A 19097-nucleotide genomic window follows, 5' to 3' on the forward strand; every position below is an offset into this window, starting at 1 on the left:
CTAAGGGAGGAAAAAACATGGCCACAAAAATGATCTCAAAAGTAGAGGGTAACGTACTTGTTCTTGAAAGGGAGTTTAATGCTCCAAAAGACTTGGTCTTTAAAGCATTTTCGGAGGCAGAGCATTTAAAGCAATGGTGGGGACCGCGTGGTTGGGTTCTTACTGTATGCAACCTCGATTTTAAAGTCGGTGGCGTCTGGCATTATTGCATGAAATGCGTAGATGAAAACCAAGGTGATTTTTTCGGATTTGAATCTTGGGGCAAAGGGGTATATCAAGATATCATCCAAGATGAAAAGATTGAGTATATTGATTATTTCTCAGATGCAGAAGGTAATGAATCGAAAGAAATGCCTTCTACTCAAACCATTTTATACTTCGAAGAAAATGCAGGAAAAACAAAGCTCATCAACCGTGCCGTATATGCATCTCCAGAAGCACTAAAAACCGTCCTTGATATGGGAATGGAACAAGGAATAACCGAAACTTGGGATCGTCTGGAAGAGCATGTTACCTCCTTAAGATAAAAATTTATAAAAGTGATATCCACGAAACCGAGTATAAAATCGAACATGATTTTATACTCGGTTTTTTTATGTATGAGTGAATTCTTGGATTAATCCGAGTTTCCCTGCATGATTTGGTGCTTGATTGATCCACTAAATTTTATTGAAAAAAAGGGAATTTATGGGTGGGGGGAGAATAGAGTATGAGAAAGGGGGAGATTCATGATGTTTTGGGGAATTGTATTTCTTTTTGTCGTCTCATTTTTACTATTCGGCTATTTAATGGATAAAAGAACGGATCGATACAAGTCCATGAATGATAAGAAAATGAAGGAAGGTATTGAAGCAATTAAAGACGAAACACAGAAGCATCATATTCCTAACAATAATAATCATTTTGTTCCTTAATGACTACAGGGGGTGCACTTTGAAAAGAAAAATTCTCATTCTAGTCCCCCTTCTTGTGAGCTGCCTGAACTTATTTGTAGTTTTTAATCAAAGCAAGAATGATGAACAACCGAAAATCCTTGCTGAGCTTGAAGAAAGTAGACACAGTGACGGAACCGTGCTGTTCACCTTCAGCCTAACAAATATAGGTAAAAGCCAAGTTTCATTAGAGTTTCCGACATGGTTGGAATACAACTTTTCTATTTCCGATCAGTCAAACAATGAAATCGGTGAAAAAAATTGGGAACATTTAGATCTAGATAGGAACCCTACTGAAGGGAGAATATAAGGACTAGAACCTAATGAGAAGATTCAATACCGGTTACGAGTAAGTGAAATACCAGCTGGCAATTATGAAATTACCTTTAGTTCAGCTTCCGGTTATGGGGGTATTCAAAGTAAGGAGTTTATTGGTGAAGATGATTAGGTTGAACAAGAATGATGAAAATGATTTAATTTCATGATAAATAAAAGGAGAATATCGTGGGGAAGGGGCATGATGAAAAAGGATTGAAAGGGGCCAGGATTTTGAAAAAAATTATCTTCTTCATTCTATTATTACTTACTGCAGCATGTTCAAAAGAAACAAACATAGAAAATCAGATAGATAGTTTGGAACTAGTGAGTAGTTCTACTGTTACATATAATGTAAATGGGCAGGAGTTTCAGATCATCCCTTATTATCAAGGATATCTGGATTTTATCCATAATCAGAAAACAAATTAGGGGAATTTGGAGGAGAGCTTTCTAAAATACACGGTAAACCCTCTTAGTACAGCTATATACGGCTATAACCACGGTTTCACCCTTGATGACCCCCACTTTTATCCCCCAAGAAATATGGAGAAGCTCCAAACTTCCATTCAACAGCTAGATCAAGATCACGAAAAGATTACCCAGGCTATAAAAGACGCAATCGATGATTCTGTACGGATTTTGCCGGGTGGCGATTACCAAATTTATATTATTCCAAGTAACCCGGAAAATAGTTTGGCCTACATGAACGGCGCGGCAGGTTTCGCTACAAAAAAAAATGCAATGGTCCTTCAGGTCGATCCAGATGAATATACAGTAGAAAGCGTAAAAACTTTATTTGCACACGAGTACCATCATCTTGTTTTCATGGATGTGACAGATTACAGAATCCGTAAACCGCAGCTCCTTGATATCCTGATAATGGAGGGAAAGGCGGATGCATTTACCAGCCTGGTTTATGAGAACTACTCTGCCGGTTGGATAGAACCTTTAAATGAAGAAGAAGACCAAAATGTGAAGCGGTTCCTCCACGAAAAACAAACCTCCTATGACCATAAAGACTATAGTATCCTCCACAACGGTAATGCGCCGCTCGGTATTCCGCAATGGTCACATTACAGATTGGGCTATCATATTATGCAAGAATTCATCAGCAACCATCCAGAAATGTCTGTGGAGGAATGGACAAGGTTGAAGACGGAGAAGATTTTGGAGGGTAGTGAGGTTGAGATAGGGGAGTAAAAGTAAGGATATTATGAGAGATTTAGATAATATCTAATGTTAAATAGAGAAATTCATTTTCCACTTCTATACCATTTTAATTGGAATATATATGGTATGGAAGGAGGGGGTATCTATTAACTCTACTAATCGTTCTAATCATGCCACAAAGAAAATCGTCGTTTTTTATATTAATGGCACCTTTCTTACCATTCTTATTGCATTTATCATCATTTCTTCTATTAGTACGGTCTTTTCCAACAGAATGTCTTCTGAAATTATAACCAATTGGATGAAGGACATTGAAGTGGAGGATCTCTTTCTAGCGATTGTACAAACTCAAAACCAATATTTTGTGGGGAATGATGTGGAAGTAAAACAGATACCTATAGGAAGCATGCTCTTTCAATTAGCGACAAATATTAAACCGAATGATGTCAGAAGTCTCTTGGGGAATGAGATTCCTGGTTTTTTTGCTTATGATTATAAAATTCATATTGCAGGTGAAGGGACGGATTATACCAATTTGCTTCATGAATCATCTGCCCCGATGGAAGTACTTTTAAAAGAGAGGGAAATTGCAGAACAATCCCTCTTGGATGCAGATGAGATCAATACTCCTCCCGCCCCTGAAAGAATGCTTGAGGAAGAATTGGTTTATATCTATCATTCGCATAGCTGGGAGTCCTTTTTACCATTACTAAAAGGTGTATCAGATCCAGATGAAGCTACGAGCAACAATTCGAGTGCAAATATCATCGCAGTTGGAAATATGCTAAAGAATTCTCTGATGGGTGCAGGGGTAAAGTCAAAGCATAACACTTCCAATGTAACAGAGCAGTTACATGCTAGAGGTTGGAATTACTATAATTCTTACCAGCTTTCAAGAGAAGTGGTGAAGGAGGTAATGTCCGCAAATAAACAGCTTAGGTATGTGATTGATATCCATAGAGATTCGTTTAGAAGGGAAGAAACCACGATAGAAATTTCTGGGAAAAATTATGCCAGATTGCTATTTGTGGTGGGAGAAGATCATGCAAACTTTGAAAAAAACTTGGAATTTGCAGACAAGCTATACTATGCAATCGAGGAAAAGTACCCTGGTCTTTGCCGAGCGGTATTGGTAAAAAATAAATCGCAAGGGGACGGCATTTATAATCAGGATCTTTCGGAGCGCTCCCTTTTATTGGAGGTTGGTGGAGTGGACAACAATCTGGAGGAATTGAATAATGCGGTAGAAGTATTTGGGGAAGAATTCAGCAAGCTTGTATGGGAAGAGAAGAATGCAGGTCAATTTTAGAAGAGGAGCTGAGGAATATCAAAAACAGTTACCGCTGGCTTTTCTTTACATTTGCATCCACCCTCATTTCTATGACCTTCTTCCATTGGCTTGCAACAATCGCTGTTTTCATAGCGGGTATGATCCTTACATCGATTTCAATTTTTGAAGAGTTTAAAAGGGAAGAGCGGTAGTTTAGTATACAGAGACCAATCTGACCACAAGTTTGGGTTGAGCCTAACAGACAAAGAAGCAGAAGTGAAGTCACTCTGCTTCTTTGTCTGATTCCTCCTTTTCCAATCATAGATTAATATTCTGCCCTTTCATCAGTTCCACGACATATCCACCAATCTGCCGGCCTAGTCGCAGGCCTTCGTCATTGTCAGCTTTAAAATGCACCCCAGCATAGAGGCGGGACATTGCAGCATCTTCAGCAATTGATTTAAGATTTACTGCTTCCTGCGGGAAAAAATATCCGATGATGACTTCCGAAGCCCCTGCTATCACGGCATGGGCGGATGGGTAGGCAGGGAACCGCGGAGTGTCAAGGACTGGGCGGAAGCTGCGGCCATATTGGTTTGGGCGTGCCACGTCCCAAAGATATTTCAGGTACCAGGAGATCACGAAGACGTCATTCATCGCTGCCTGGTAGAACCCTTGCATCCTTGCGATGGTCGGTGAGCCTTTTGGATATTTCGTGCCAAGCTCGTAAATCAGCCTACTGTACTTGGCAGTGAATTCGCCTGTTGCCCAGTACCGTGCGCTCTGGATTTGCTGTGGAGTGATGGTATTCATCGTCTGTTCTACTATTTGAAGTTCTGCTGGCCAATCGATATCAAGGGGATTTTTTATCTGCCATTGAATCTGTCTGCCAAAGGGATCGATAAATCTGCTCGCGCTCTCCCTCCTGAAAAAAAACATCGGCCAATACCCCGACTCTGGTGCTCCTCTTGGTGGAACCTGTTCGCCCTGATAAGGATACTCCGACCATTTTCTATAATTGGAACGCATCCGCTTCAGCCCCTTCAGAATGTACTTCTAATTCTTTATGAAAGATAGCGGATTTATATGTCATTTGAACAAGGGGACAGGTCCTTCGGTTCTGATAAATAGAGGAATCTGAAAGCTTTTGGCGAAAGATATACTTGAATAATAGTTTGTTAGTTTACATAAGGAGAAAATCGATATGAATATTATGGTAAGACAGGAGATCCCAAGCGATTATCCCTCAACGGAAAGAGTTATCCAAAAAGCTTTTGCCAACGTGGAAGTCAGCGATAAAACTGAACATGACATGGTGGCGAGGCTGCGTAGATCCGAGGCATTCGTACCTGAATTGTCCTTGGTTGCAGAAGACGAAGAGATAGTAGGTCATATCCTTTTGACAAAAGTGAAAATAAAAAAGGAAGAATACAGTACGGAATCCTTGGCTCTAGCACCTGTTTCCGTACTTCCTGAATATCAGAACAAGGGAGTCGGTACGCGTTTAATGAGTGAGGCTTTGAAGGTGGCGAAAGAATCCGGTTTTCAGTCGGTCATTGTGTTAGGTCATCCAGCCTACTACCCGAAATTCGGATTCAAGCCTGCTTCCCTATGGGGCATAAAAGCTCCTTTTGAAGTACCGGATGAAGTGTTTATGGCATTGGAACTAAAGGAAAACGCGTTGGATGGGGTTTCAGGAGTAGTGGAGTATCCGCGTGCCTTTTTTGAAGGGTGAGTGGGACAAGGGACCTGTCCCTACTCACCCCAGCGAAACTTGATTTCCTTCATTTGGTAAAAGTGATCTTTATATTCGTAAGTAATATAAAAACTTCCGATAAAATTACCTGGACCGATCTGAGCTCCCATTTTCGCGGTTAATTGGTTGCCAATCACATCAAAGCTTATCAAATTATCAGTCACAATATCTGCAAATAAGCCTTCAGGTCCTGTCGCGATTTTTTCAATGTTATATGTCTTTTTTCTATTACGGATGGTGATGATTGCTTCGGAATTGGTCAACTTGGTTTTGACATTTCTTAGTAAGATCGTCCTTGGATCATCTACGATTATTTCTCTATACGTCTCTCCCACATTGGTTTGCGTTTGGTGAAGGACATGTACGTTTTGCTCTAAAATACCTGTTCCATAACCTTGGGTGAGTACGATGATTAAGTCTTTTTTGCCGTCCGTATTAATATCATGGTAAAAGAGTTGTGGAGCGTATGTTTCGTTCGCTACATTTCGCCAATAGGGGAAATACTTTGTCCCCCCACTCACATCCAGACGGAAATCCACTAGTTCGCCATCTCTTTCCTGAGCATATAATGTAAGGTTGATTTCTGGTATATAACCGATCATCTTTTCTTTCGGATCGTTTAGGTTGGATGCAAGAGTTATGTACGGGCTTTCTAATTGCACGAAAAGTAATAGAAGCGTTATGAAAATGAATAGTTGCTTTTTAATAGAATTCTCCCCAATCTTTAGATAATTTCATTAAAGTTTACCCACTTTCTGAAAGAAATATTTTGACTTTAGAGGGAAGAATGAAAAATTATTTAATAGAAATAGCTTGCGAGATTAGGGCACATAAGGAGGAAATCACTATGCATAAAATAGTTCACTTAAAGGAAAATCATTTCATGGAAGCAATCGCATTATCTGAATATGCATTTCAATATAAGGTACCGGAAGCGGACATCCCGAAACGGATGGAGCAGGTGAAGAAGCATTCCATACTTGGGATTTTTGAGGATGAGCAGCTTGCTGCAAAGCTTCACCTTATTCCTTTGGAAGTACATACAGGTGAGCAGAAATGGAAAATGGGGGGCATTGCAGGGGTTGCCACCTATCCGGAGTACCGCCGTAAAGGCTATGTAAAAGACCTAATGAAACAAGCGTTGGAGCAGATGAAGGAAGAGGGATACCTTGTGTCCATGCTGCATCCTTTTAAAATTTCCTTCTACAGGAAGTATGGCTGGGAGCTTCTGACGAATCGAGTCAAATGTACACTTTCCAAAACGGATCTGGTTATGCAGGAGCATGTTCCTGGAAACGTTAAACGTGAGATTAAAAATCATCATTATCAAGAATTGAACGAGATCTATAATCAATTTGCCACTCGATTCTCAGGAATGCTCGTCCGCGAACTTTCATGGTGGGAAAACATATGTGACGGGGAATCTACTGCAATCTACTATAATGATAATCAGCAAGCGATTGGTTATATTCTTTATTCTGTCAAGGATTCCAAAATGAAGGTCGAAGAATTTGTCGCGCTGACTTCTGAAGCAAGGAAGGGCCTGTGGAATTTCATTTGCCAGCACGACTCGATGCTTGAGCAAGTGGAAATGACCCTGGAGGAAAAAGATCCACTGCTATTCTCGCTCAAGGAACCGAATGTGAAGGCGGAGATTGCTCCATATTTTATGGTGAGAATTGTTGATGCGGAAAAATTTCTTAAAGAATACGCTTTCCAGTGGAGTGACAAAGCGGTAGTGCTTCAACTATCGGATCCATATGCGAGTTGGAATGAAAAAACTTTTTCCTTGAAAAATGGAGAAGTAACAGTAGTTAGTGACAAAAATTTGATAGATGATATCTCTATTATTAAGTTGGATATTAATGCTTTATCTACCATTCTATTCGGATACAAACGCCCTATGGAATTGTATCAGCTGGAACTATTGGATGGAAGTTTAGGGGAGATAGAGAAATTGGAAAGTCTCGTTCCACATCGCCCTTCATTCTTTTATGACTTTTTCTGATTTTAAGTGGGACATGGGACATGTCCCCGAAAGGCGGCTTACATCATATTAAACACACCACAAATAGACGATTCAAATGCCCTGGAGGGGGAATTGGATGAAGAAATTTATCCATATATAAGTTCTCCAGAGAAGCTAGAGAGTCTGTATAGAAAAACACTCTTCATAGTGGTGCTTTCGCAGATCTTTGGAGGAGCGGGCCTTGCCGCAGGGATAACTGTGGGGGCGCTTCTGGCACTGGATATGTTGGGGACGGATGCTTTTTCTGGAGTTCCCGTTGCACTGTTTACACTAGGTTCGGCTGGTTCGGCACTAATAGTAGGGAGACTTTCTCAAAAATTCGGCCGTCGTTCTGGTCTTGCAGCTGGTTTCATAACAGGAGGCCTTGGTGCGATAGGAGTCGTACTGGCAGCCATAACAAGTAATGTCCCGCTACTTTTTGCTTCATTCTTCATTTATGGGGCAGGGACAGCTACAAATCTTCAGGCTCGTTATGCCGGTACGGATCTTGCAAATTCCAAACAGAGAGCAACAGCAGTCAGTATAGCACTGGTTTCTACGACCTTGGGTGCCGTGGCTGGACCGAATTTGGTAGGGGTAATGGGTGGTTTCGCATCTTCCATTGGCATTCCTCCGTTGGCAGGCCCGTTTATTTTAGCTGCAGCAGCTTTCATGATTGCCGGTCTTATTCTGCTTACTTTTCTTCGACCAGATCCATTTTTAATCTCAAAAAAGTTGGAGGAATGGAAGAGAAGAAATACCGACAATTTCTCTGATACAAGTATTCTCTCAACATCGAAAAAAGGAGTTGTAGTCGGAGCTTCCGTAATGATCCTGACCCAGGTGGTGATGGTTGCCATCATGACCATGACTCCCATACATATGGGGCATCATGGTCACGGATTAAGCGCAGTGGGTCTTGTGATAGGAATACATGTTGGCGCAATGTATTTTCCCTCATTGGTCACAGGTATATTAGTGGACAGGGTGGGACGTACTACAATGACCGTAGCTGCGGGAGTAACACTTCTTCTATCAGGTATCGTAGCTGCATTTGCACCTCCAGGCAGCCTGATCGGAATCATCATCGCGCTTGCCCTGCTTGGTCTGGGTTGGAACTTTGGCCTGATCAGCGGAACTGCAACTATCATCGATACCACCACCCCATCAACAAGGGCAAAGACACAAGGATCCGTGGATGTGCTGATTGCTTTGTCCGGAGCTTCTGGAGGAGCACTTTCAGGAATGGTTGTCGCTCACTCGAGTTATGCAACACTCTCACTTGCTGGAGGATTTCTCGCACTTTTACTACTTCCAGTGGTGATTTGGTCACGAAAAATATAGGGGTGGTGTAGGGGGTTGTATAAAAAAGTAAGAAATGTCATCAGGTATAGAGATGTTGCGCTGATTTGCCTTTTTGCTTCCGCTTTTTTTCTTCCTCTTAGCCGATGGAGCCGCACGCATCTCAGTACGACAGGAACGATAATAGGAATTATTCTACTACTGATCTTTTTAGTAATCTGTCTTGTTTTTTGGCGCTGTCCGAATTGCCGTAAACGATTGCCGCTTCGCTTCGAAAAAGATGATGATTTTAATTACACATATGTTTGTCCTCATTGCCAAGCAAGATTTTTTGATGACGGAACGATGGAAGAAAAGAAAGAAGAAAATAGGAGTTGATAACTATGTGTGGGATTAACAACTAAGCATAAGGAAAGAGATTTATTATTGGCGGTTCACAGGGAAGTTCTGTTGGAAAATGCAATGAAGGATCTAACTTCCGACAAGGATGTATTGGCAATTTATCTGAGTGGTTCCCTTGCAAAAGGCAGTTATGACGCCTATTCGGATATTGATCTGCATACGATTGTGAAGCCAGAAAAAAAGTATCATTTTATAGAAGAGAAACGGAGTAGGTCAGCTAAATGGGGTAATATACTTTACTTCGAGGACAGCAATCCAAGGTCCCCTGTAGTTGTTACCCATTACGACTGCTTTGTAAAAGTGGACAGTTGGTATCATGCACCCGAAGAAATAGTCCCTTCCATCTGGTTAAAAGGATTGAAGGTTCTATATGACCCCCACAACTTGATCAGCGGTGTTTTTGAAGAGTCATCAAAAATGGAGTATGAACCTTCCAAGGAGGAAGTGGAGTTTTGGAGAGGGAAAGTTGTTGCTTATATTCACGAAACTTATCGAGCTGCGATGAGAGACGAACTTTATTATGCAATGTCAAACCTGGATATGGTTCGCTGGCTTGTGGCAAGTGGATGGTACATGGAGAAGAACCAGCACCTTGATAGCGCATATGGAATCTGGTCGAAGGTGGAGGGGAAACGAAGCAAACTGAACAAAGATCAATTGGCATTGCTTGCTTGTTGGGAATGCGGACGTGACCCGGAGCTCATCTTGTCTACGATCGTGAAAATGTATCCTGAAATCGTCAGGCTGAACAGAAAGCTTTCTGATAAAGTGGGAATAGAGGAGCAAAGGGAGCATTTGGAGAGATTAATAAAAATGGTGATATAGTGTAAAAATAAGGCGACATCCAGTAATCAGGATGTCGTCTTTTGGTTTAACTCATCTTTTTCAATCTCTCCATCTCTTCACTCACCACAAACGCCAGATCATCATTGCCAAACAGTGATAACACACCTAAAAGCGTTTCGTTGCTGATCTCGCCGGCTTCTTCTTTTGAAACGGTCAGTTCCAATGCCTGTAAAAGAGCAGGATTACTCCCTTGATTCGGGTAGGCTTTCGTATAAAGTACCGCAGGATCCAGGTCATGGTTGATGCACCACTGTGCAAACACAAGGATCATCATGTTTTCTTCTTTTTGGTAGTTTTCTATAATTCTCTTTTCGACTTCTTTTTTATCCATCTGTCATTACTCCTTTATCAAATGCTACTAGGGGACAGGTCCCGTGTCCCACCTTATTATATCAAAATGGGACACGGAACCTGTCCCCATATGATATAATTACCTAGGTAACTATTAAAGCGGGAGTGTTTACTATCGTAGCCAATCATAAATTATTCCACTCAATTCATCAGCTTTCACGATTTCTGACGAAAGAAGCAAATAAAGCACTACAGCCATTCGGATTGTTTTCCGCACAATGGTCTGTTATCTATGTTTTAAAAATGAAGGGGAGCTTAACGCAAAAAGAATTATGTGACTATTTATCCGTTGAAGCCCCTCCTCTTACAAGAAATGTTCAAAGGCTTGTAAAAGAAGGGTATGTGAGACAGGTACCAGGAAAGGACAAAAGAATGAAGTTTATTGAACTGACGGAAAAAGCGCAAGCGGAATTTCCGGTATGGGAAAAGGCTGTAATGGAAAAGAATCAATTGCTTCTCAGTGATTTCCCTATGGATTCACAGGAAAAGCTTGAGGAATTGATTTCCGACTGGCTGAAAAATAGAGTGGTGTCCGAGGATGAGTAAAGAAAGATTATGGACAAAAGACTTTATCGCTATTTGGATATGTAACTTTTTAGTGTTTATGACGTTCTACTATTTGCTTGTCACTTTGCCGGTCTTTACACTCCAGGAACTTGGAGGAAGTGAGTCTGCAGCGGGATTGCTGATTACCGTCTTCCTTATTGCCGCAATTTTGATTAGACCCTTTGCAGGACGATGGGCTATTTCGCTTGGTAATAGGGCAGTTCTTCTGATCGGATTGCTGCTATTTGTATTGTGTTCCGGTTTATATATGTTTCCTGATACAGTTGGAGGGTTGATGTTTATTCGCATTCTCCATGGTCTTGGTTTTGGTATTGCAACGACAGCAACTGGTGCATTCGTTGCAAATATTATTCCGGAGAATCGGAAAGGAGAAGGGATGGGATATTATGCCCTTTCTTTGAACATCGCGGTTGTGGCTGGGCCTTTTCTCGGATTGACTGCTGTCCAGCACTGGGAATCAAACGCTTTATTTGGGATTGTATTTGCGTGTAGTTTACTGGCGATAGGTATGACTCTTTTCCTTTCAAATTCGGAGAAAGATCTGAGACGAGAACAATCTTCGGCAATAGTAGGGAAAAAGCAGACAATCCTTGAAAAAACAGCAGTACCAATCTCCATTGTCGCTGCGCTATTTGCTATCATCTATTCCTCCATACTTTCCTTCGTACCTGTATACGCAAAGGATTTGGGAATCATGGAGGCTTCCAGTTACTTTTTCGTTGTATATGCCCTCCTGATGATTCTATCGAGGCCTTTTACAGGAAGATGGCTGGATCTGTATGGCCCGAACATTATTGTCTATCCTTCTATCATTCTATTCGCAGCAGGAATGTTTCTTTTGAGCATGGCAGAGACAACGCTTGTTTTCTTGCTGGCCGCTGCACTTATTGGGTTGGGCTGGGGCACCCTTTTTCCAACATTTCAAACAATTTCTGTTCAGAACACTGCACCGGAAAAAAGGGGAATGGCGATGGCAAACTTTCTTTCCATTTTTGATTTTGGTATTGGTATGGGTTCATTTATTGTTGGAGTAGTTGTTGTACAGTTCAGCTTGCATTCCTTTTATTTCTACAGCTCCTTTATCCTTTTATTTGGAGTGGTGATCTACAATATGATGCATGGTCGTAAGGCTTCATTTAACAATAGTAGCAAAACGGTATAACCATTTTGGTTTGCCGTTTTTATTTTGAATTTGAAATTCACCCTTATGCCCGTGCTTGAGGTAAAATATAGAAACACGAGATTTAAGAAAAAAGGTGGGGTTTCAATGGATAGTCAAATAAAAGAAAAGATTACGCATCTGAAAAAAGCAAAAAACATTGTGGAGCTCGATAAGGGTTTTTCATCTGACAAGAAGTATATCATTGATAATAAATACCTTTTAAGATTGTTCCCGATTGAGGATGTAAAACATAGAAGAAAAGAATACGATACAATACATGCGCTATCAGCCTATTCAAATTATGTTCCTTCAGGTGTGGCTTTCAATACGTTGGAGGAAATTGATCAAGCATATATGATCCTCACCTTCCTGCCGGGAGAAGATGGGGAAGTTGCCATGAAAGGGTTAACGGAAAAAGAACAGTATATTGCCGGATTTCAGGCGGGCAGAGAATTGAAAAAGCTGCATGAACTTGAGGCGCCATATGACTATGAACCATGGCATATCCTTAAAAAGAAAAAAAGTGATAGATATATAGAAGAACTTAAGAAGATAGATATAGATGAAAGGCTAAAGCGATTGCTTGAAAACTACATCCGAAAGAATGAACATTTAATGAAGGAACGGCCAAATCGTTTCCAACATGATGATTTCCATCCATCCAATCTTGTCATACATCATAAAGAGTTTGCTGGTATCATCGATTTTCAAAGAATGGACTGGGGAGATCCAATCCATGATCTGCAAAAGCTTGGGTTCTTCTCCAAGCGTGTGAGTGTCCCTTTTACTAAAGGAGTTGTCGATGGATATCATGAAGATGGAGGGGTGACCCGGGAATTTTGGGAGCTTTACAGTTTATACAGTGCGATGCATGTCGTGTCAGCCATTGTCTGGGGCAGGAAAATGGGTCCGGAACAGTATGAGGTTCTTTATGGTTATTCCATGGATGTGTTGAGCGACCATGATAACTTTACAAAGATTATTCCGGATTGGTACAGACACTGAATAATAAAAAGATTTGGCGCTTTCTCTAACTGGAGAAGCGTTTTTTTAACAAAAAGAGGAAATTATTTTATTTTGGTGAATAATAGAATAATAGATAAGTATGACAAAATTAATATATGTAGGTGTTGGTATGCAGACAATAACGAAAGTGACGAAGAGGCCATGGTTTCTTGGAATATTGGTTTTGGTATTTCTAAGTTTGATACTATGGAATATTCCAATCGAAAAAAGAAAATATGGGCTTACACAAAGCAATCTCGCAACGGATTATACTGGGCTCCTTCCTGAGAGAGTCGAACGAGTAATGGAGGCTAATAACCGCCCGGACTTGCAGAAAATTATCAAAGAGGCTAATGAGAAGGGGTACAAAATTTCCCTTGCCGGACTGCAGCATTCACAGGGCGGCCATACCTACTATAAAGATGGTGTCGTGCTGGATATGCGCAGCTTGGATAAAATTCTGGAAATTGATGAAGAGAACAAGACGATCCGAGTTGAAGCGGGAGCGTCTTGGGAGGATGTCCAGGAAGCAATCACACCATATGGCCTTGCGCTGAAAGTTACACAGTCCCAATCGATTTTTACTATCGGAGGCTCCCTGTCTGTAAATGCCCATGGTAGGGATATCCGATTTGGCCCGATGGCTGGGACGGTGAAGGAAATGACCCTGCTCACCCCGACTGGTGAAATCATTTCAGTTACACGGGCGGATTCCGAGGAATGGATGAAATACGTATTCGGGGGATATGGTTTATTCGGAATCATATTGGATGTCACATTGGAATTGACGGAAAATGACGTCTATACCATCCGGACGGAGGAATTGAAAACTGAAGAGTATGAAGATTACTTTAATGAGTTAATGGACGATGATAAGACCGCCATGCACTACGCGAGGGTCAGTGTAGCACCAGAAACGTTTCTCGAGGAAATGTATGCTATCAACTATGACTACACAGGAGAGATTGACAAGGAAACACCTTTAAAAAATGAACAAGGAATTCGCATAAGTAAGCTTGCCTTGGATATTGGCCGGAAAGGCGGCAAACTCGAGGACCTGTTCTGGGAATCGCAAAGGCATTATATTGGTTCAATCGATGGTAAAAAGATTACTAGGAATAATGTGATGCGTTCAGAGTCAACTTTCATGGAATACACCACGCCGGGACGTGTTGAGGTGCTGCAGGAATATTTTGTTCCTGTCGATTCCTATGAAGAGTATCTTCAGGATCTGAAGAAATTGCTCGCTTCCAATGACAGCAAAGAGGACTTCAAAGTGCACAACATCACTGTCCGCTATGCGTCAAAGGACGAGGTGACCTCATTGAACTATGCTACAGAGGATATGTTTGGACTCGTGATTCTCATTCAGCATGGTTTGCAGGAAGAAGAGATCGAGGGGGCAAAAGACATCATTCAGAATTGGACGGATCTGACACTCGACCATGGCGGGACCTATTATCTTCCTTATTACCGCTATCAGACGAAAGAGCAGTTTAGGAAGTCTTATCCTGATTGGGAAGAGTTTCAGGTGGAGAAAATGCGTAGAGATCCGAATGAAGTCTTCCAGAACCTTTTTTATGACTATTATCTTAAAGAAGGAAGCACATCATGAAAAATATCCCCCTTATTGTAACAGTTGGGCAAGTCGCCATCTTGCCATATTACATCATTTGGCTGAAAGAAGCCTCCATGACGTATACACTATTTGCATGGTTCTTTGCTATGTTCTCTTTTGCAGCAGCATGGGGATATCGGGTTTATCAGACGAAAAAAAATAAGGGGCGACCCTACATATTTTTTGTTTACGCAGGGATGGGGACGGTTTATCTCGCAGTGGGGCTTATTCGTACCCCGTTTGACTCCCTACCCTATGTTGTACTGCTGATCCAAATTTTATTGGGATTCCTGCAGGGATATTTCCGGGCCTGGCATATAGAGCAAAAGGAATATCATTTACATGCGGTGCATCATTATTTACTTGTTGGATGTGCAATGATAGGGCTGTCGCTTGTATATGTGCTTTCGCCAAGCTTTTTCCTGAATTTATTTGGGTGTTTGATGATGGTTTGCGCTATTGGAGAGTTTTTTCGAAAAAAGGATGCTATGGAAAAATCCAATGAAATAGGAGACTGATAGATATGGTGGTGGTAAAGCCAATCGGTATTGCAAAAAACGATAGAGCGGAAATCGAGGACGACAATTGGGAAGGAATCGAAACGAGGATCATTCTGGATGATGCCTTCCTGACTGATGCACTGGACGGGATAGAGGAGTTTTCGCATCTGGAGGTACTTTTCCACTTTCATAAAGTGGAAGAAGAAAAAATCATTGCAGGAGCAAGGCACCCTAGAAATGACGAAAGACTTCCCAAGGTCGGAATCTTTGCCCAAAGAGGAAAGAACAGGCCAAACCGCATTGGACTCACAACGGTAAAGCTTCTGAAACGTGAGGGAAGAATACTTGTAGTCGCTGGCATGGATTGCATAGACGGAACTCCGGTTATTGATATCAAGCCTGTGATGAAGGAGTTTTTGCCAAAGGGGCAGGTACGGCAGCCTGCCTGGGTGGATGAGATCATGAGGAATTATTGGTGATGGTGGTGAATTTGATGGGATAGTGAACGTGTCCCAAAGGGGGGAAAAGTGTGATTAGGGGAGGAACGCATTTACTTAAACTCATGATATTGGTTACAGTTTTATCGGTGCTAATTTATCCAGCACCTACTGCAATGGCTTGTGATTGTGACCCTCCTGACACTGCAACCGAAGCGATGGAAGTTGCCACAGCAGTATTCAGGGGCACCGTGCTAAAAATACATAAGAATCAGACTATGTCTGACGGGGAGCGATACGAAAAAGTGCTCTTTTCCGTGTCTGAATCCTGGAAGGGAATGGAGGATTCGCAAGCTATCATTTATACCGACAGCTCTAGCAGCTGTACATTCGGGTTTCAGGAAGGAAATGAATACCTTCTTTATCCTTACTTGCGTGACGGGGTAATGTATATTATGGACTGTGGCAGAAGCAGTGATATTTCACTCGCAGAAGAGGACCTGAAGGAGCTTGGGAAAGGGAAAGAGCCGACAAATATAGTGGATTTGGAAGATAGGAATTTTGGTTTCAAACGGTTTGAGAGTGCGTTGAAATGGGTTGTAGGAATAGTGTTTGGGGTTGCGGTTTTGGTGATGATCGGGATAAAGCGGAGTAAGAATTGATATCGTAGGAGCCTTGTCCTCTGTGTTGTGAACATGGAGGGGAAGGCTCTTTTTGGTGCGGAATTGAGACCACGAAACAAGCGAAAAGAAGAAATCGCGGTCTCAAAAACGCGGAATGAGACCACGAAACAAGCTAGAAAAGATGGAAGTGGAGTCTCTCAAAAAAACAAAAAAATTGCCTGGCAAGGCTCAATGCGAAGATAATCTAAATAACTAAAAAACCGGTTGACCCATCAACCTGACAATGGTATCTTTATTTTATAAATATTCAGTAAATATAAATCCAATCGAGGGGGATACATTGGCAATGTTTAATAAGTTCGAGACGAAATGCATCAGTTCCCTTGCAAAAGTATTCGCTGAAAAGGACTTGGAGGAGAAAAATTATTCAAAAGCATCTGCATTAAGGAATGAAATCTTCTCTTTTCAGGTTGCTTATCGGAATAATGGACCATTGATGAAAAAGGTCCGTGTTAAATCGGAATCAGTATTTGGTGCCAGGCTTCATTTTCGAACAGTAGGATTGGTACCTTCAGAACTTCCATCCTATCATGATCATGATGAATGGGTTCTTCGTTCAACGCCTGGTTTGTATCCAGATCCGTTGTACCCTATCAATTTCACAGGCATCACGTGCCTTCCCAACCAATGGCGATCCATTTGGTGCACAGTAGAATTAGATGAAAGCATCGAGCCGGGAACATACAGCATTTTAATCAAATTTGAAACTGAAGATGGGGAGCACCTGTCAAGACAGTCATTTGATTTGACCGTCCTGTCAGAGACATTGCCTGAGCAAAAGCTGATACACACAGAATGGTTTCACACAGATTGCCTGGCTGAGCACTATCGGGTGGAGGTTTTCAGTGAAGCACATTGGGATTTGATTGCAAAATACATGGACACTGCTGTAAAACATGGAATCAATATGATCCTTACTCCTATTTTTACCCCGCCATTGGATACGGAAGTTGGAGGGGAAAGGCCTACAGTGCAGCTGATAGATGTAAGTAAGCGCGGGGATCAATACAGTTTTTCTTTTGAAAAATTAGGTCGCTGGATTCAGCTTTCTTTGGATAAAGGAATTAGATATTTTGAAATGGCGCATCTTTTTACACAATGGGGAGCGGCTCATGCACCAAAGATCATTGCCGTTGAAAATGGAATAACAAAAAGAATATTCGGATGGGAAACAGTTGCCTCAGGTGAGGAGTATCGAAATTTCCTTTCACAGTTACTTCCTGCCTTGACGAACTTCATCAAGGAAAAGGGTATGGAGAATAGGGTTTACTTTCATATATCGGACGAACCAAGAACAGAGCACCTTGAGTCCTATAGAAGGGCAAGTGAAATGGTAAGGGTACATCTCGCTGAATTCCCCATCATTGATGCACTATCAGACTATGACTTTTACAAGAACGGACTTATCGAACATCCCATCCCTGCTAATAATCACTTAGGGCCTTTTCTGGAGAATCATGTTTCTGGTCTGTGGACGTACTATTGCTGTTCACAGTATAAGGAAGTGTCAAACCGGTTTATGAACCTTCCATCTGCACGAAATAGAATCATCGGTATGCAACTATACAAATATAACATTCAGGGCTTCCTTCATTGGGGTTATAATTTCTGGTTTTCCCAGCTATCCAAAAGGAAAATAAATCCTTTTCAAAACACTGATGCTGATTGCAGTTATCCTTCTGGAGATGCATTTCTCGTATATCCAGGAAAGGATGGGCCTATTGAATCCATCAGGCTCGAGGTATTCTTTGAAGCACTACAGGATCTATGTGCCCTGCAGCTTCTTGAAAAAAAGATTGGCCGAGATGATGTCCTGGAATTATTGGAAAGAGACTCGGAAAAGCCATTGACTTTTCATGAATATCCACGAAGCAGTGAATGGATCCTGAATAAGAGAGAAGAAATAAATCAGCTGATAGCACAACTCAGCCGCATATAAAAATGTAGAAGAGATTGAAAGGAAGAAAAGTATGAAAGCATTGGACTCATCAAGTTTTGTACCACTTTATCATCAATTAAAAGAAATCCTCAAAGAAAACATCTTAGATCAGAAGTGGAAGCCGGGAGATAAGATCCCTTCCGAGCACCAATTGGTGGAGCAATATAAGGTAAGTCGCAATACGGCGAAAAAAGCGATTGAAGATTTAGTGAATGAGGGGATCCTTTATAGAGTTCAGGGCACTGGCACCTTTGTCAACAAGCCAAAAATCGAGCACTCATTGTCAGGTTTCTATAGCTTCAGTCAGATTCTGCGGGAGAAGGGTCTCAACCCCAAAGACATCATCCTGGAAATAAAGACGGTAAGTGTTGATCAGACCATTGCAAAGGCTCTCAAGCTGAACCTTCATGAAGAGGTGATACATTTGAAACGGCTTCGATGTGCCAATGACGAGCCCATCATCCTCGAATCTTCCTACTTGCCCAAGAAATTCATCCATGACCCAGATAAGATGACGATGGTTGGAGATATACCATTATATGATTTGCTTGCCAATGAATTTGAGACAAACGTGGTTTCTGCAAAAGAGTCTTTTGAACCTATATTGATTCTGGAAAAAGAAGCCATTATGCTTGGTGTCGAAAAAGGAAATCCGGCATTGTTGCTTGAGAGGGTCGCTTTTAATGAAAAAAAGGAACCGGTGGAATATTGCAAATCAATTGTCAGGGGCGACAGATGCAGATTTTATACAGAGTTAATCTAAAACTCTGTTTTGTCGCAAGTTGACCCGTCAACCTATCAACCTAATGAATTTAGGTTAAATAAAGGAGA

23 protein-coding genes are annotated in these 19097 nt (G+C 41.5%); 20 read left to right on the top strand and 3 right to left on the bottom strand.

Features of this window, described 5'->3' with window-relative positions; translation table 11 throughout:
• Positions 1-17: 17 nt before the first annotated feature.
• The 6 genes from ACFVAD_RS19480 (at position 18) to spoIIP (ending at position 3729) form a co-directional block, all read left to right on the top strand.
• Entirely contained in the window at positions 18-527 is a 510-nt protein-coding gene (locus tag ACFVAD_RS19480) for an SRPBCC domain-containing protein (RefSeq protein WP_386643984.1), read from the top strand.
• Between the two features lie 201 nt (positions 528-728).
• Entirely contained in the window at positions 729-914 is a 186-nt protein-coding gene (locus ACFVAD_RS19485) for a hypothetical protein (protein ID WP_386643987.1), read from the top strand.
• Positions 915-933: 19 nt separating this feature from the next.
• A complete protein-coding gene (locus ACFVAD_RS19490) occupies positions 934-1242 on the top strand; it encodes a BsuPI-related putative proteinase inhibitor (RefSeq protein WP_386643990.1) in 309 nt (102 codons plus the stop codon).
• A gap of 194 nt (positions 1243-1436) precedes the next feature.
• Positions 1437-1679, top strand: coding sequence for a hypothetical protein (locus ACFVAD_RS19495; protein WP_386643993.1), 243 nt, complete (start codon positions 1437-1439; stop codon positions 1677-1679).
• 6 nt (positions 1680-1685) lie between these two features.
• On the top strand, positions 1686-2450 hold the full coding sequence (locus tag ACFVAD_RS19500; protein WP_386643995.1) for a DUF2268 domain-containing putative Zn-dependent protease: 765 nt from the start codon (positions 1686-1688) through the stop codon (positions 2448-2450).
• 91 nt (positions 2451-2541) lie between these two features.
• Positions 2542-3729, top strand: a complete 1188-nt coding sequence (spoIIP, locus tag ACFVAD_RS19505) for a stage II sporulation protein P (protein WP_386643998.1) — start codon at positions 2542-2544, stop codon at positions 3727-3729.
• A gap of 279 nt (positions 3730-4008) precedes the next feature.
• Here spoIIP and ACFVAD_RS19510 read toward each other — a convergent pair whose 3' ends face one another.
• Positions 4009-4719: a vanadium-dependent haloperoxidase gene (locus ACFVAD_RS19510; protein WP_386644001.1), complete on the bottom strand. Its 711-nt coding sequence runs from the start codon at positions 4717-4719 to the stop codon at positions 4009-4011.
• A 175-nt stretch (positions 4720-4894) separates the two neighbouring features.
• Here ACFVAD_RS19510 and ACFVAD_RS19515 point away from each other — a divergent pair, with 175 nt between their 5' ends.
• Positions 4895-5425 (top strand): GNAT family N-acetyltransferase, encoded by a 531-nt coding sequence (locus tag ACFVAD_RS19515; protein WP_386644004.1) that lies wholly within the window; start codon positions 4895-4897, stop codon positions 5423-5425.
• 20 nt (positions 5426-5445) lie between these two features.
• Here ACFVAD_RS19515 and ACFVAD_RS19520 read toward each other — a convergent pair whose 3' ends face one another.
• The gene (locus ACFVAD_RS19520; RefSeq protein WP_386644006.1) at positions 5446-6048 is read right to left on the bottom strand and encodes a hypothetical protein; all 603 of its coding nucleotides are present in this window, start codon (positions 6046-6048) and stop codon (positions 5446-5448) included.
• A gap of 245 nt (positions 6049-6293) precedes the next feature.
• Here ACFVAD_RS19520 and ACFVAD_RS19525 point away from each other — a divergent pair, with 245 nt between their 5' ends.
• The 4 genes from ACFVAD_RS19525 to ACFVAD_RS19540 all read left to right on the top strand — a co-directional run bounded on the left by ACFVAD_RS19525 (position 6294) and on the right by ACFVAD_RS19540 (position 9983).
• Positions 6294-7454 (top strand): GNAT family N-acetyltransferase, encoded by a 1161-nt coding sequence (locus ACFVAD_RS19525; RefSeq protein WP_386644009.1) that lies wholly within the window; start codon positions 6294-6296, stop codon positions 7452-7454.
• 93 nt (positions 7455-7547) lie between these two features.
• Positions 7548-8798: an MFS transporter gene (locus ACFVAD_RS19530; protein WP_386644012.1), complete on the top strand. Its 1251-nt coding sequence runs from the start codon at positions 7548-7550 to the stop codon at positions 8796-8798.
• Between the two features lie 15 nt (positions 8799-8813).
• Positions 8814-9134, top strand: coding sequence for a hypothetical protein (locus tag ACFVAD_RS19535; protein WP_386644014.1), 321 nt, complete (start codon positions 8814-8816; stop codon positions 9132-9134).
• Positions 9135-9143: 9 nt separating this feature from the next.
• Positions 9144-9983: a nucleotidyltransferase domain-containing protein gene (locus ACFVAD_RS19540; protein WP_386644017.1), complete on the top strand. Its 840-nt coding sequence runs from the start codon at positions 9144-9146 to the stop codon at positions 9981-9983.
• A 46-nt stretch (positions 9984-10029) separates the two neighbouring features.
• Here ACFVAD_RS19540 and ACFVAD_RS19545 read toward each other — a convergent pair whose 3' ends face one another.
• Positions 10030-10335, bottom strand: a complete 306-nt coding sequence (locus ACFVAD_RS19545) for a hypothetical protein (RefSeq protein WP_386644019.1) — start codon at positions 10333-10335, stop codon at positions 10030-10032.
• A gap of 125 nt (positions 10336-10460) precedes the next feature.
• Between ACFVAD_RS19545 and ACFVAD_RS19550 the strand changes: the two genes are divergently transcribed.
• The 9 genes from ACFVAD_RS19550 (at position 10461) to ACFVAD_RS19590 (ending at position 19029) form a co-directional block, all read left to right on the top strand.
• Positions 10461-10901 (top strand): MarR family winged helix-turn-helix transcriptional regulator, encoded by a 441-nt coding sequence (locus ACFVAD_RS19550; RefSeq protein WP_386644020.1) that lies wholly within the window; start codon positions 10461-10463, stop codon positions 10899-10901.
• The gene (locus tag ACFVAD_RS19555) at positions 10894-12084 is read left to right on the top strand and encodes an MFS transporter (RefSeq protein WP_386644022.1); all 1191 of its coding nucleotides are present in this window, start codon (positions 10894-10896) and stop codon (positions 12082-12084) included. Before ACFVAD_RS19550 ends, ACFVAD_RS19555 begins: the two co-directional genes overlap by 8 nt.
• A 105-nt stretch (positions 12085-12189) precedes the next feature.
• The gene (locus tag ACFVAD_RS19560) at positions 12190-13089 is read left to right on the top strand and encodes an aminoglycoside phosphotransferase family protein (protein ID WP_386644024.1); all 900 of its coding nucleotides are present in this window, start codon (positions 12190-12192) and stop codon (positions 13087-13089) included.
• A 130-nt stretch (positions 13090-13219) separates the two neighbouring features.
• Positions 13220-14704, top strand: coding sequence for an FAD-binding oxidoreductase (locus ACFVAD_RS19565; RefSeq protein ID WP_386644026.1), 1485 nt, complete (start codon positions 13220-13222; stop codon positions 14702-14704).
• Positions 14701-15225, top strand: a complete 525-nt coding sequence (locus tag ACFVAD_RS19570) for a hypothetical protein (protein WP_386644028.1) — start codon at positions 14701-14703, stop codon at positions 15223-15225. Before ACFVAD_RS19565 ends, ACFVAD_RS19570 begins: the two co-directional genes overlap by 4 nt.
• 5 nt (positions 15226-15230) lie before the next feature.
• Positions 15231-15686, top strand: coding sequence for a tRNA (N6-threonylcarbamoyladenosine(37)-N6)-methyltransferase TrmO (tsaA, locus tag ACFVAD_RS19575; RefSeq protein WP_386644031.1), 456 nt, complete (start codon positions 15231-15233; stop codon positions 15684-15686).
• A gap of 50 nt (positions 15687-15736) precedes the next feature.
• Positions 15737-16306 (top strand): hypothetical protein, encoded by a 570-nt coding sequence (locus tag ACFVAD_RS19580; RefSeq protein WP_386644033.1) that lies wholly within the window; start codon positions 15737-15739, stop codon positions 16304-16306.
• Positions 16307-16613: 307 nt separating this feature from the next.
• Positions 16614-18266: a DUF4091 domain-containing protein gene (locus tag ACFVAD_RS19585; protein ID WP_386644036.1), complete on the top strand. Its 1653-nt coding sequence runs from the start codon at positions 16614-16616 to the stop codon at positions 18264-18266.
• 31 nt (positions 18267-18297) lie between these two features.
• A complete protein-coding gene (locus ACFVAD_RS19590; RefSeq protein ID WP_386644039.1) occupies positions 18298-19029 on the top strand; it encodes a GntR family transcriptional regulator in 732 nt (243 codons plus the stop codon).
• The last annotated feature ends 68 nt before the right edge of the window (positions 19030-19097 follow it).

Source organism: Sutcliffiella sp. NPDC057660, assembly GCF_042800035.1.
Lineage (GTDB): Bacteria > Bacillota > Bacilli > Bacillales > Bacillaceae_I > Sutcliffiella_A.

What these genes read in the sequence shown, in the direction of transcription:
- spoIIP (WP_386643998.1), top strand. Translation starts at nt 2,542, where the DNA reads ATGGTATGGAAGGAGGGGGTATCTATTAACTCTACTAATCGTTCTAAT.
- tsaA (WP_386644031.1), top strand. Translation starts at nt 15,231, where the DNA reads ATGGTGGTGGTAAAGCCAATCGGTATTGCAAAAAACGATAGAGCGGAA.
- ACFVAD_RS19515 (WP_386644004.1), top strand. Translation starts at nt 4,895, where the DNA reads ATGAATATTATGGTAAGACAGGAGATCCCAAGCGATTATCCCTCAACG.
- ACFVAD_RS19545 (WP_386644019.1), bottom strand. Translation starts at nt 10,335, where the DNA reads ATGGATAAAAAAGAAGTCGAAAAGAGAATTATAGAAAACTACCAAAAA.
- ACFVAD_RS19525 (WP_386644009.1), top strand. Translation starts at nt 6,294, where the DNA reads ATGCATAAAATAGTTCACTTAAAGGAAAATCATTTCATGGAAGCAATC.
- ACFVAD_RS19590 (WP_386644039.1), top strand. Translation starts at nt 18,298, where the DNA reads ATGAAAGCATTGGACTCATCAAGTTTTGTACCACTTTATCATCAATTA.
- ACFVAD_RS19480 (WP_386643984.1), top strand. Translation starts at nt 18, where the DNA reads ATGGCCACAAAAATGATCTCAAAAGTAGAGGGTAACGTACTTGTTCTT.
- ACFVAD_RS19585 (WP_386644036.1), top strand. Translation starts at nt 16,614, where the DNA reads ATGTTTAATAAGTTCGAGACGAAATGCATCAGTTCCCTTGCAAAAGTA.
- ACFVAD_RS19485 (WP_386643987.1), top strand. Translation starts at nt 729, where the DNA reads ATGATGTTTTGGGGAATTGTATTTCTTTTTGTCGTCTCATTTTTACTA.
- ACFVAD_RS19570 (WP_386644028.1), top strand. Translation starts at nt 14,701, where the DNA reads ATGAAAAATATCCCCCTTATTGTAACAGTTGGGCAAGTCGCCATCTTG.
- ACFVAD_RS19565 (WP_386644026.1), top strand. Translation starts at nt 13,220, where the DNA reads ATGCAGACAATAACGAAAGTGACGAAGAGGCCATGGTTTCTTGGAATA.
- ACFVAD_RS19520 (WP_386644006.1), bottom strand. Translation starts at nt 6,048, where the DNA reads ATGATCGGTTATATACCAGAAATCAACCTTACATTATATGCTCAGGAA.
- ACFVAD_RS19560 (WP_386644024.1), top strand. Translation starts at nt 12,190, where the DNA reads ATGGATAGTCAAATAAAAGAAAAGATTACGCATCTGAAAAAAGCAAAA.
- ACFVAD_RS19555 (WP_386644022.1), top strand. Translation starts at nt 10,894, where the DNA reads ATGAGTAAAGAAAGATTATGGACAAAAGACTTTATCGCTATTTGGATA.
- ACFVAD_RS19510 (WP_386644001.1), bottom strand. Translation starts at nt 4,719, where the DNA reads ATGCGTTCCAATTATAGAAAATGGTCGGAGTATCCTTATCAGGGCGAA.